The following is a 12,545-nucleotide window of genomic DNA, read 5'->3' as shown; positions in this document are numbered from 1 at the left end:
AATGCCGAGGCATTCGCTTTTTTCATCTAACTCTCCAATTTTAACCTTGCAACACCTTGGCGATAGACTTGGCAAGGTAATCGACATTGCTATCGCTTATCCCGGCGATACTGATCCGGCTTGAGTCCACCATATAGATACCGAACTCCTGCTTAAGTTGTTCAACCTGCTCGGGCGATACCCCAAGGAAGGAGAACATCCCTTTCTGGCGGGCAATAAAGCTAAAGTCCTGCTCGACGCCTATCGCTTTTAAACGCTCAACCAGGATGGCACGGTTACCGTTTATCCTGTCACGCATCACCTTGAGTTCATCCAGCCACTGCTGCTTGAGCTGATTGTCGCCGAGAATGGTTTCCACCAACGCGGCGCCGTGTGCCGGCGGCATGGAGTAGAGGCAACGCACCACGTAAAGCAGTACCGACAAGGCGACATCGGCGGCAGCACTGCTGTTGGCTATGATGCTGCAGGCGCCGATACGTTCGCGATAAAGGCCAAAATTCTTTGAGCAGGAGGAGCAGAGCAACATGTCTTCCACGGCGGCCGCCATCTTGCGAACGCCGTAGGCATCTTCCTCGACACCGTCACCAAAGCCCTGGTAAGCCATATCGATTAGCGGGGTAAAGCCGCGTTTGACGGCGACTTGTACCACTCGGTCCCACTGCTCAGTGCTGAGGTCCTGGCCCGATGGGTTGTGACAACAGGCATGCAGCAGCACAACATCGTTTTCACCAAGGGTGTTGAGTTTGGCGAGCATTTCATCAAACTTCAGGGCCTTGGTGGCGTAGTCATAGTAAGGGTAACGCTCAACCTTGAGACCGGCCGCCTCAAAAAGTCCGGTGTGATTGGCCCAGGTCGGATCGCTGACCCAAACGGTTGCGCCTGGGCGACAACGTTTAATAAAGTCGGCTGCGACCCGCAGCGCGCCTGTACCGCCGGGAGTGGATACGCTGCGAATGCGTCCGGCGCTCAGGGTAGGGTGCTGCTCACCGAATGCCAGCTCGGCAATGAGCCGATTGAAATCACTGCTACCGGCAGGGCCGATATACACCTTGGTGGTTTCCGTGGCGGTGCGGCGCTGCTCGGCGGTTTTAACGCAGTCGAGGATGGGGGTATTTCCCAAGATGTCTTTATAGACACCAACGCCCAAATCAATTTTTTCACCGCGAGGGTCGTCGCGATATTGGCTGAGCAGCCCAAGAATGGGATCGGCTGGCATCGCCTTGAGTGTGCTGAACATAGGGTTCCCTGGATTGAATACTTGTTGAAGAGGATTAGCATAACGGCATTTAGGCTATTTGTTAACGGCTGGCGAGGCTGCAGCAAGCGATAGTCAGAGTGGTGCAACTGGCAAGCTGGGCTTCCAGGGTGTAAAGCTCAGTTGCAGGAAAGGAGAGTCGCATCTGTGAGTCACGTCTTCGAAAGTCAATCGGACAGCAAAGAGCTTATTTAGCGCTGCTTGAATAATTTTCCGCTGAAATCGGCTTTTTTCAGCAAAAAACGGTTGAATCCCTGTGGCGCTCAGGTAACTTTAATGCCACGAACACTTAATTCAGGCCTATCAGCACTCGCTGTATCTAATCTTTTGTCTTGATTTACCGGTTTTATCCCATAATCGGTGACAAGGTCTTTTAACCCGCTTTGGCGGTACGTGGCGTGACGCTGCAACTCCGTCAAACACAGATGCAAGAATCCAAAAAAGATGAAGCAATTGCGACTGGATCCCATAAGTAGAATGCATGGGGAGGTCAACATCCCCGGCTCCAAGAGTATCTCCAACCGGGCGCTGCTATTGGCAACCCTGGCCAAGGGCACCACAGAACTGACCAATCTGCTCGACTCAGATGATATTCGCCACATGTTGGCAGCGCTCAAACAGCTCGGCGTGCAATTTGAGCTTTCCGAAGACAAGAGCCGCTGCAGCGTGCAGGGCCTTGGCGGCGCTATCAACAGCAACAAGCTGCAAGAGCTGTTTCTCGGTAATGCCGGCACCGCGATGCGGCCATTGTGCGCCGCGCTGACCCTGGGGAACGGTGAGTTTGTTCTCACGGGTGAACCCAGAATGGAGGAGCGGCCGATAGGCGATTTGGTCGACAGCCTCAAGGCGTTGGGCGCGGATATTCAATATCTGAAGGATCCCGGCTTCCCGCCATTAAAAATCAAGGCAACGGGCCTCAGTGGCGGGGATGTGGAAATTGCCGGTAATCTCTCCAGCCAGTTTCTTACCGCGCTCCTGATGGTTGCGCCGCTGGCCGGTGCCGCTGTCAATATCAAGGTCAAGGGTGAACTGGTTTCCAAGCCCTATATTGATATTACTTTGGCTTTGATGGCGCAATTTGGTGTCAAGGTTATCAACCACGACTATCAGCGTTTTGAGATCCCATCCGGTCAAAGCTATCTGTCACCGGGCAAGGTAATGGTGGAAGGCGATGCTTCATCGGCGTCTTATTTCCTGGCCGCTGGCGCCATCGCCGGCGGCGAAGTGAAAGTCACCGGAGTTGGCCGTCTCAGCATTCAGGGGGATGTCAAGTTTGCCGATGCGCTGGCGGCCATGGGCGCCGAGATTGAATGGGGAGATGACTTTATTATTGCCAGGGGTAGCCAGCTCAAGGGCATAGATATGGACATGAACCATATACCCGACGCAGCAATGACCATAGCCACAACTGCGGTATTTGCCAAAGGGCCGACCCGCCTCAGTAATATCTACAACTGGCGTATCAAGGAGACAGATCGTCTCAGCGCCATGGCGACAGAACTGCGTAAAATTGGTGCCGAGGTGGAGGAGGGTGAGGATTATATTCTGGTTAATCCACCGCTTGCGCCCAAGCATGCCGCCATCGATACCTATAACGACCACCGCATGGCCATGTGTTTTTCGCTGCTGGCATTTGCCGATTGCGGCGTCACCATCAATGACCCGGATTGCACCTCAAAAACCTTCCCGGATTACTTCCAACGCTTTGCGGCCTTGGCCTGTTAAGCGGCTGAATTTCGGGCTGTTGACAGCAGCGGCCCGAAATTGACCTTGAATTCAGCATACGGAAAGCATGCAGTTGATATATAATATTGGCCGCTCATTTTCGGTGAACTCATACTGTGTCCTCATGGAAGATGACAATTACTGCGGAGGAATTTATGTCTGAACGGGCGCCTGTTGTCACAATTGACGGCCCAAGCGGTGCGGGAAAAGGCACTATAAGTCAGTTGCTTGCCAACAAACTTGGATGGAAACTGCTCGATAGCGGTGCCATATATCGAGTGCTGGCACTTGCCGCTATTCACCACGATGTGGAACTGGATAACGAAGAGGCCATCACCCTGTTGGCCGCGCATCTGGATGTACAGTTTCTGGCGGGAGCCGGAAATGAAGCCATAAAAGTGGTGCTGGAAGGCGAAGATGTCAGCCATGCCATTCGTACTCAGGAATGTTCTGACGCAGCCTCGAGAGTGGCGGCGTTTCCCCGGGTGAGAGAAGCCTTGCTCAGAAGGCAGCGTGCTTTCAGAGTTGCCCCTGGCCTTATAGCCGATGGCCGGGATATGGGAACCGTTGTTTTCCCGCATGCACCGGCAAAATTGTTTTTAACAGCCTCGGCTGAAGAAAGGGCCCAGCGGCGCTATAATCAGTTGCAGGACAAGGGCTTCGATGTTAATATCGAGCGTCTTTTAACCGAGATCCAGGAAAGAGATCACCGGGATATGAATCGCGCAGTTGCGCCTTTGGTGCCCGCAGAAGATGCCCTGGTGATAGACACTACAGGACTCGGGATTGAAACTGTGCTGGAGCTGGCGCTCAAGCACATAGTTGACAAGTTATCTGACGTCAGTCTTTGAGACTGGCGAGATAGGCATTCGCCACAGGGAAGAGGCGAGTTATTTTACTGACTCCACGTTCAGGATAGATACGTGGTTTATTACTTAAAGTTAATTAACATGACTGAATCTTTTGCTGATCTGTTTGAACAATCCCTTCAACAACTGGAATTCCGCCCAGGTTCTATCGTTCGTGGTACTGTAGTTGCCATCGAAAACGGTATGGTACTGGTTGACGCCGGTCTGAAATCTGAGAGCCCAATCCCAGCTGAGCAATTCAAAAACGCTCAAGGTGAACTGGAAATCGCCGTTGGCGACCAAGTTGACGTTGCGCTGGATAGCGTTGAAGACGGTTTCGGTGAGACTCAACTTTCTCGCGAGAAGGCCAAGCGCCACGAAGCCTGGATCGTTCTGGAAAAAGCTTACGAAGATGCTGAAACTGTAATCGGTGTCATCAATGGCAAGGTTAAAGGCGGTTTCACCGTTGAGCTGAACGGTATCCGTGCGTTCCTGCCTGGTTCTCTGGTTGACGTTCGCCCAGTACGCGATACTGCTCACCTGGAAAACAAAGAACTGGAATTCAAAGTTATCAAGCTGGACCAGAAGCGCAACAACGTTGTTGTTTCTCGTCGTGCTGTTATCGAATCTGAAAGCAGCGCTGAGCGTGATGCTCTGCTGGAAAACCTGCAAGAAGGTCAAGCAGTTAAAGGTATCGTTAAGAACCTGACCGACTACGGTGCATTCGTAGATCTGGGCGGTGTTGACGGCCTGCTGCACATCACCGACATGGCTTGGAAGCGTGTTAAGCACCCATCCGAGATCGTGAATGTTGGTGACGAAATCAACGTCAAAGTACTGAAGTACGATCGCGAGCGCACTCGTGTATCTCTGGGTCTGAAGCAACTGGGTGAAGACCCATGGCTGGAAATCAGCAAGCGCTACCCAGAAAACACTCGTCTGACTGGTCGCGTAACCAACCTGACTGACTACGGCTGCTTCGTTGAAATCGAAGAAGGCGTTGAAGGTCTGGTACACGTTTCTGAAATGGATTGGACCAACAAGAACATCCACCCATCCAAGGTTGTTAACCTGGGTGACGAAGTTGAAGTTCTGGTTCTGGACATCGATGAAGAGCGTCGTCGTATTTCTCTGGGTCTCAAGCAGTGCAAGACCAACCCATGGGAAGACTTCGCTAACCGTTATGCCAAGGGCGACAAAGTTACCGGTAAGATCAAGTCTATCACTGACTTCGGTATCTTCATCGGTCTGGACGGCGGTATCGACGGTCTGGTTCACCTGTCTGACATCTCTTGGAACGGTAGCGGCGAAGACGCTGTTGGCGAGTACAAGAAAGGCGACGAAATCACTGCAGTGGTTCTGTCTGTTGATCCAGAGCGTGAGCGTATCAGCCTGGGTGTTAAGCAGACTGAAGACGATCCATTCAACGCTTACCTGGCCGACAAGAAGAAAGGTACTATCGTAGTTGGTACTGTTACTGCTGTTGACGCCAAAGGTGTTACTGTTGAGCTGGCTGACACTGTTGAAGGTTACATCCGTGTATCTGACATCAGCCGTGACCGTGTTGAAGATGCATCAAGCGTCTACAATGTAGGTGACAGCGTTGAAGCCAAGTTCATGGGCGTAGATCGCAAGAACCGTGCAATCAGCCTGTCTGTACGTGCTAAAGACGAAGCTGAAGAAAAAGAAGTGATGGCTAACCTGAACAAGCAGGACGACGCTATCATGACTAATGCAATGGCTGAAGCGTTTAAGGCAGCTCGTAAGTAAGTGCCTGTAGTACAGGGGGCTAGCCCCCTGTTAGGTGACTGTGTTTGGCTTGATAATAGGGGTAGCTAGGATGACTAAATCCGAACTGATCGAAAAACTCGCCACTGGGCAGTCGCAACTGTCGGCGAAAGAAGTAGAAGGCGCCATCAAAGAGATGTTGGAGCAAATGGCGAAGACATTGGAAAGCGGTGATCGCATAGAGATCCGTGGCTTTGGCAGCTTTTCACTTCACTATCGTGCACCTCGCACTGGTCGTAATCCCAAGACGGGAACATCAGTCGAGTTGGATGGCAAGTACGTCCCGCACTTTAAGCCAGGCAAAGAACTGCGCGAACGCGTTGACGCTTATAACCGTTAATCGCTGTTGTATTAAAAGCCTCCGAAAGGGGGCTTTTTTATGTCTGGATCTTGGCTAAAGCTGGTCAGCTCAGTCAAATTACTGGATAATCAGAACATTGAAACGCGTTTATGGAGTGCAACGTGAAGTCATTTGTCGCAACCGTACTGGTGGCAATGCTGTTTGTAGTGGCACTGGTATTTGGCTCCCGCAATGAGCAGCTGGTCACCATCAGTTATTTTGTTGCACAGGGAGAGTTCCGCTTGCCTGTAGTGTTGGCCGTGGTATTTCTGGCGGGGTTTATCCTAAGTTGGATCATCGCCTTCTACTACATCATGAAGCTGAAACTGTCATTGCGTAATGCCCGCAAAAAGATCCAGACCTTAACTCAGCAGCAGGGGCAAGACGCCTAGTATGCTCGAACTTCTCTTTCTGTTGCTGCCTATTGCTGCGGCTTACGGTTGGTACATGGGCCGCCGCAGTTTGAGGCAGAAACAGAATTCAGCGCAAAAGAAACTGAGCCGTGACTACTTCACCGGGCTCAATTTTCTGCTCTCCAATGAGTCGGACAAGGCGGTCGATCTCTTTATCAGCATGTTGGATGTCGATGATGAAACCATAGACACTCATCTGTCGCTGGGTTCCTTGTTTCGCAAGCGTGGTGAAGTAGACAGATCCATTCGTATTCACCAAAACCTGATAGCAAGGCCCAATCTCGCCACAGAGCAAAGAGACATGGCGATGATGGAACTGGGCAAGGACTATATGGCCGCCGGGTTCTACGATAGAGCCGAGGAGATATTCCTTAATCTCGTCAGTCAGGACGATCACAGCGAAGAAGCTGAAACCCAACTGATCTCCATTTACCAAATCACCAAAGAGTGGCAGAAAGCGATTGATATCACCAAGCGCTTGCCACGTAAACGACAGCAGGGTCTGAAACCCGTTATCGCTCATTTCTATTGTCAACTGGCCGAGGAAGCCGGCGATGAAGCGGGAAAACTCAAGGGCTTTCAAGCGGCACTCAAGCAAGATTCTCAATGTGGCCGCGCCTTGTTGTCATTGGCCAAGACCTACCTGGATGCCGGGCAATTGCCTCAGGCCAAGCAGATGCTCAACCAACTGATTGACGCTGATGCCGAGCTTTTTGCCGATGCACTCGCTTGTGCCCGCCAGCTCTATCAAGAGCTCAAAGATATCGATGGTTATCGCGAGCTATTGGCTCACGCGATAGATAAGGGCGCCGGTGCCTCGGTTGTGGTGGCATTGGCGCAACGCATGATTGAAGACGGCAACATCAAAGGCGCCGAAGACATGGTGATGGAAGCTCTATATCGCCACCCCACCATGCGGGGGTTCCAGCACCTGATGCAGATGCATATCAAGCAGGCAGAGCAGGGGCAGGCGCGAGATAGCCTGGCGATGCTGGAAAAACTGGTAGAACAACAAATAAGATTCCGTCCAAGTTACCGCTGTCGGGAGTGTGGTTTCCCGGCACACACCCTATATTGGCACTGCCCATCCTGCAAGAGCTGGGGCAGTATCAAGCGGGTGCGTGGCTTGGACGGTGAATAACCCTCAGATAACGGAGTAAAAATGACAGAGACACCTATTGTGGTCGCCTTGGACTTTGATAACAAATTCAAAGCATTGCAACTTATTGATAAGTTGGATCCGTCTATGTGCCGCCTTAAGGTAGGCAAAGAGATGTTTACCCTGTTCGGGCCTCAACTGGTGAAAGAGATCCATGACCGTGGGTTTGATCTGTTTCTTGACCTGAAGTTTCACGACATTCCCAACACAGTGGCCAAGGCGGTCACTGCCGCCGCCGAAATGGGCGTCTGGATGGTGAATGTCCACGCCAGTGGCGGCCTCGCCATGATGGACGCCGCCCGCCGAGCATTGCTGCCTTACGGGGATAACGCCCCCTTGCTGATTGCCGTTACTGTGCTGACTTCAATGAGCGACGATGAGCTCAAGCTTATTGGTGTTGAAGGCAGTGCTGAAGATCAGGTTCGCAGGCTGGCGCGCCTGACGCAAAAAGCCGGTCTCGATGGTGTGGTCTGCTCGGCCCGTGAGTCCAGTATGCTCAAGGCTGAACTTGGCGCCGATTTCAAACTGGTGACCCCGGGCATTCGTCCGGCGGGCAGTGATGCCGGCGATCAAAAACGCATCATGACCCCGGCTGAAGCGATGGCGGCGGGCTCAGATTATCTGGTCATAGGCCGACCCATTACTCAAGCGGCCGATCCTTTGGCGACACTGCAGGCGATACATCAATCGCTGGCATAAACTTGTGACATACCGGCGACTCGCAGTATGGACCGGAATAACGAATGATCAGTGGATAGGAGAGAAGCTCAATGTTCGATTATCAGGGTAAGTATGTAGTGGTCGTCGGGGGTACCAGCGGCATTAACCTCTGTATCGCCAAGGCGTTCGCAGTTGCCGGTGCCCATGTGGCGGTTGCCAGCCGTAACCCGGAAAAAGTGGCAGCCGCGGTGGCGTTATTGAATGAAGCCAATCCACAAGGTCAACATCTGGGGCTGAGCTTCGATGTCAGGGATTTGCCGGCACTCGAGCAAGGCTTTGCCGTCTTGGCCCAGAGTTTCCCGCATATCGATGTGCTTGTCAGTGGCGCCGCCGGCAATTTCCCCGCCAGCGCCGCCAAGCTCAGTGCCAACGGTTTTAAATCTGTTATGGATATTGATTTGCTGGGCAGTTTTCAGGTGTTGAAGCAAGCCTATCCCATGCTTAAGCGCCCTGGCGCCAGCATTATTCAAATTTCGGCGCCGCAGGCGTATATTGCCATGCCGATGCAGATCCACGTTTGCGCCGCCAAGGCGGGCGTCGATATGTTGACCCGCACCCTGGCTTTGGAATGGGGGCCAGAGGGTATTCGGATAAACTCCCTGGTACCCGGGCCGATTGCCGGTACCGAAGGGTTCAATCGCCTGGCGCCGTCGGCGCAGTTGCAGCAACAGGTGGCCGAGAGTGTGCCGTTAAAACGCAACGGTGAGGGGGAAGACTTGGCCAATGCTGCACTCTTTATGGCATCGCCAATGGCTTCGTATATTACCGGAACCATATTACCGGTTGACGGCGGTTGGTCGCTTGGCGGTGCCAGTGCGGCCATGAGTCAGCTCGGGGCACTGGCAGCAAAGCAAGAATCAAGTAAGTAGCAAGAGAGAGATTATAAAATGGCAAACGCATTACAGGAACAGTTGCTCAAGGCGGGTCTCGCCAGCAAGCAAAAAGTTCGCGATGTCAAAACCCAAAAGAAACGTAACCGCAAGTCCAATATTGATGACGGCTCTGCTGAGCTGAAGGCGCAGATCGCTCAGCAGAAAAAGCAGCAGGCAGAAAAGGACAAGGCACTCAATGAACAACGCTTTGCCGAGGCCACAGAGAAAGGTCTGGTCCGTGGCCTGGTCACCGAAGTTAAGCAAAATGCGGTGGCGCTGCCGAAAGATGGCGAGATCAAGTTCAACTATACCCTGGAGAACAAGATATACCCCTTGTATATCAATGAAAAACTTCAGAGTCAGTTACTCGGTGGCCGCTTGGGGATAGTGCGAATTGAGCAAAGCAGCTATCTGGTGCCTCATAAACTCGCCGAGCGGGTTAATCTGTTGGTGCCGGCTTGGTGTGGCTATTTGTGGCAGGCCGAGAACAACGCCGCGCAAGTAACGGAAGAAGACGACCCTTACGCAGATTATGTCATTCCGGACGATCTTATGTGGTAAGGCGCTTATACCTACCGATTCGGTATAACGCTTGAAAGCCAAAGGCCTCCATAGGGAGGCCTTTGTTGTTTGTGCAGGTTTACCCGTCAGTCACGATACGTTTCACCATAGAAGCTCGCCAGCAGCAAAGCTTTCAGTTCACCTATCAAGGGATACCTGGGATTGGCGCCTGTACACTGATCATCAAAAGCATCTTCAGCCAGTTCATCGAGCTTATCCAGGAAATCGGCTTCTTTGACACCGGCTTCCTGAATCGAGGCCGGGATCCCCAAAGCCAGCTTCAACTGCTCGATTTTGGCTATCAAACGCTCGACTTTTTCGGCGTCACTCAGCCCAGCGTCTGTCAGCTTGAGGTGATCGGCAATGGCGGCATAGCGGCAGAGCGCCTTGGGTCTGTCATACTGGCTGAAGGCGGCTTGCTTGGTAGGCAGGTCGGTGGCGTTGAAACGGATGACATTGCTTATGAGCAGAGCATTGGCCAAACCGTGGGGCAGATGGAATTCGGCACCCAATTTATGGGCCATAGAGTGACATATTCCCAAGAAAGCGTTGGCAAAGGCGATACCGGCAATAGTGGCGCCGTTGTGCACTTTTTCGCGGGCAATCGGCGCTGCAGCGCCTTCTTCATAGGCTTTGGGCAAGTGCTCAACCAGAAGACTCAAGGCCTGCAATGCCTGGCCGTCACTGTACTCGTTGGCCATCACGCTGACATAGGCCTCCAAGGCATGGGTAATGGCATCGATACCACCAAAGGCTGTCAGGGATTTGGGCATATCCATCACCAGGTTGGGATCCACAATCGCCATGTTGGGGGTCAGCTCATAATCGGCGATGGGATATTTGGCACCTGTCTTCTCATCGGTCACCACGGCAAATGGCGTGACTTCAGAGCCGGTTCCTGAAGTGGTGGGGATAGCCACCATCTTGGCCTTGCGCCCAAGTTTGGGGAACTTGTAGATACGCTTGCGAATATCCATGAAGCGCAGCGCCAGATCGGCAAAGTCCACCTGAGGATGTTCATACATTACCCAGATGATCTTGGCGGCGTCCATGGGTGAGCCGCCACCAAGGGCTATGATCACATCCGGTTGGAAGCTCTCGGCCACCTTGGTTCCGGCGCGAACCACAGCCAGGGTAGGATCGGCCTCCACTTCATAAAACACCTCGGTATCCAGCCCCAAGCCTTTGAGGATTTTGATGGTTTCATCGCAGTAGCCGTTATTGAACAGAAACTTGTCTGTCACTATCAAGGCGCGGCGTTTGTCGGCCAACTCTTCCAGTGCTATGGGTAGGCTGCCGCGGCGGAAATAGATGGAGGATGGAAGCTTGTGCCACAACATATTCTCGGCCCTCTTGGCGACGGTTTTTTTGTTGATAAGGTGACTCGGGCCCACATTCTCCGAAATGGAGTTGCCGCCCCAGGAGCCACAGCCCAGGGTGAGGGAGGGCGCCAGTTTGAAGTTATAGAGATCGCCGATCCCGCCTTGAGATGCCGGGGTATTAATCAGAATTCGAGCGGTTTTCATTCGCTCACCGAAACGCTTGACCCGCTGCACCTGGGTATCCTGGTCGGTATAGAGCCCAGAGGTATGGCCGATACCACCGAGCTTCACCAAGGCATCGGCCTTATCCAGCGCCTCGTCAAAGTCTTTGGCGCGGTACATACCAAGCAGCGGCGAAAGCTTTTCATGGGCAAAGGCTTCGGCTTCGGTTATTTCACCCACCTCACCGATCAGTACCTTGGTCCAGCTCGGTACGCTGAAGCCGGCCATTTCGGCAATGCGCGCGGCACTCTGGCCAACAATGGCGGCGTTGAGGGCGCCGTCTTTGAGAATAACCTGTTTCACCGCAAGGCATTCTTCGTCACTGAGCAGATAGCCGCCGTGATGGGCGAAGCGCTCCCGCACCGCCTGATAGATGCTGTCGAGCACTACCACAGCTTGTTCGGAGGCGCACACTACACCGTTATCAAAGGTTTTTGACATCAGGATGGAGGCCACAGCCCGTTTGATATCCGCGGTTTCATCGATAACCACAGGTGTGTTACCTGCGCCGACACCGATAGCCGGTTTCCCGGAAGAGTAGGCGGCCTTCACCATACCCGGGCCGCCGGTGGCCAGTATGAGATTTATCTTTTCGTGAGTCATTAGATGATTGGATAGTGCGACACTGGGTTCATCTATCCAACCTATGATGTCCTCGGGAGCCCCGGCCTTGATGGCGGCATCCAGTACTATTCGGGCGGCCGCGACTGTGGATGCCTTGGCCCTGGGATGTGGGGAGAACACTATGGCATTACGGGTTTTCAGGCTGATAAGCGCCTTGAAGATAGCGGTGGAGGTAGGGTTGGTTGTCGGTACTATGCCGCAGATGATCCCCACGGGTTCGGCGATAGTGATGGTGCCGAAGGTGTCGTCTTCTTCCAGAATGCCGCAGGTCTTTTCATCCTTGTACTTGTTGTAGATATACTCGGAAGCAAAGTGGTTTTTAATCACTTTGTCCTCCAGCACTCCCATGGAGGTTTCGGCGGCGGCCTGTTTCGCCAGCACAATTCTGGCATCGGCGGCAGCCAGCGCTGCAGCGCGAAATATCTTGTCGACTTGCTGCTGACTGAAGCCGGCGAATTTCGCCTGAGCCTGGCTGACTCTTTCCAGTAGCAGATCCAGTTCCTCGGTATTGGTGACTTTCATAATCAGTTTCCCGTAAAAAAATTTAACAAAGACTCATCTTGGTTAAACTCTCTCACATGAAATAAAATTACAACCAAACGGCGTTGCTATCTGTGATCTTGGCCACAGGCATGGCGTTTTATGTAATTCAACAACGTTAGATCTCATCCAGGAGCGAAAAACAACTTTGCATTA

The 12,545-nt window shown here is 52.8% G+C and carries 11 protein-coding genes; 9 read left to right on the top strand and 2 right to left on the bottom strand.

Annotated features, from left to right (window positions below; all coding sequences use genetic code 11):
• Nucleotides 1–40 precede the first annotated feature (40 nt).
• The gene (locus ACMHXI_RS05450) at nt 41–1,237 is read right to left on the bottom strand and encodes an amino acid aminotransferase (protein WP_025010416.1); all 1,197 of its coding nucleotides are present in this window, start codon (nt 1,235–1,237) and stop codon (nt 41–43) included.
• Between the two features lie 462 nt (nt 1,238–1,699).
• Between ACMHXI_RS05450 and aroA the strand changes: the two genes are divergently transcribed.
• From aroA to ACMHXI_RS05405, 9 genes are all read left to right on the top strand, one after another.
• Nucleotides 1,700–2,980 (top strand): 3-phosphoshikimate 1-carboxyvinyltransferase, encoded by a 1,281-nt coding sequence (gene aroA, locus ACMHXI_RS05445; RefSeq protein WP_115390362.1) that lies wholly within the window; start codon nt 1,700–1,702, stop codon nt 2,978–2,980.
• Between the two features lie 155 nt (nt 2,981–3,135).
• The gene (gene cmk, locus ACMHXI_RS05440; protein WP_025010415.1) at nt 3,136–3,831 is read left to right on the top strand and encodes a (d)CMP kinase; all 696 of its coding nucleotides are present in this window, start codon (nt 3,136–3,138) and stop codon (nt 3,829–3,831) included.
• 99 nt (nt 3,832–3,930) lie between these two features.
• Nucleotides 3,931–5,598: a 30S ribosomal protein S1 gene (rpsA, locus tag ACMHXI_RS05435; RefSeq protein WP_025010414.1), complete on the top strand. Its 1,668-nt coding sequence runs from the start codon at nt 3,931–3,933 to the stop codon at nt 5,596–5,598.
• Between the two features lie 70 nt (nt 5,599–5,668).
• Nucleotides 5,669–5,956 carry an integration host factor subunit beta gene (gene ihfB / locus ACMHXI_RS05430; protein WP_025010413.1) on the top strand — a complete coding sequence of 96 codons (288 nt, stop codon included), beginning with the start codon at nt 5,669–5,671 and terminating at the stop codon, nt 5,954–5,956.
• Between the two features lie 122 nt (nt 5,957–6,078).
• Complete coding sequence (locus tag ACMHXI_RS05425) at nt 6,079–6,348, top strand: LapA family protein (protein WP_025010412.1); 270 nt, start codon at nt 6,079–6,081, stop codon at nt 6,346–6,348.
• Nucleotide 6,349: 1 nt separating this feature from the next.
• Complete coding sequence (gene lapB / locus ACMHXI_RS05420; protein WP_044734503.1) at nt 6,350–7,510, top strand: lipopolysaccharide assembly protein LapB; 1,161 nt, start codon at nt 6,350–6,352, stop codon at nt 7,508–7,510.
• 21 nt (nt 7,511–7,531) lie between these two features.
• Nucleotides 7,532–8,227, top strand: coding sequence for an orotidine-5'-phosphate decarboxylase (gene pyrF / locus ACMHXI_RS05415; protein ID WP_144164175.1), 696 nt, complete (start codon nt 7,532–7,534; stop codon nt 8,225–8,227).
• Nucleotides 8,228–8,298: 71 nt separating this feature from the next.
• A complete protein-coding gene (locus ACMHXI_RS05410) occupies nt 8,299–9,117 on the top strand; it encodes an SDR family oxidoreductase (RefSeq protein WP_025010410.1) in 819 nt (272 codons plus the stop codon).
• A gap of 18 nt (nt 9,118–9,135) precedes the next feature.
• Nucleotides 9,136–9,681, top strand: coding sequence for a DUF2058 domain-containing protein (locus tag ACMHXI_RS05405; protein WP_025010409.1), 546 nt, complete (start codon nt 9,136–9,138; stop codon nt 9,679–9,681).
• A gap of 86 nt (nt 9,682–9,767) precedes the next feature.
• Here ACMHXI_RS05405 and adhE read toward each other — a convergent pair whose 3' ends face one another.
• Complete coding sequence (adhE, locus tag ACMHXI_RS05400; RefSeq protein ID WP_107111335.1) at nt 9,768–12,371, bottom strand: bifunctional acetaldehyde-CoA/alcohol dehydrogenase; 2,604 nt, start codon at nt 12,369–12,371, stop codon at nt 9,768–9,770.
• Between the last annotated feature and the right edge of the window lie 174 nt (nt 12,372–12,545).

The sequence above is a fragment of the Shewanella sp. BJSY2023SW005 genome (genome assembly GCF_047314585.1).
GTDB lineage: Bacteria > Pseudomonadota > Gammaproteobacteria > Enterobacterales > Shewanellaceae > Shewanella > Shewanella algae.
This window is presented reverse-complemented; position numbering and strand designations above follow the sequence as displayed.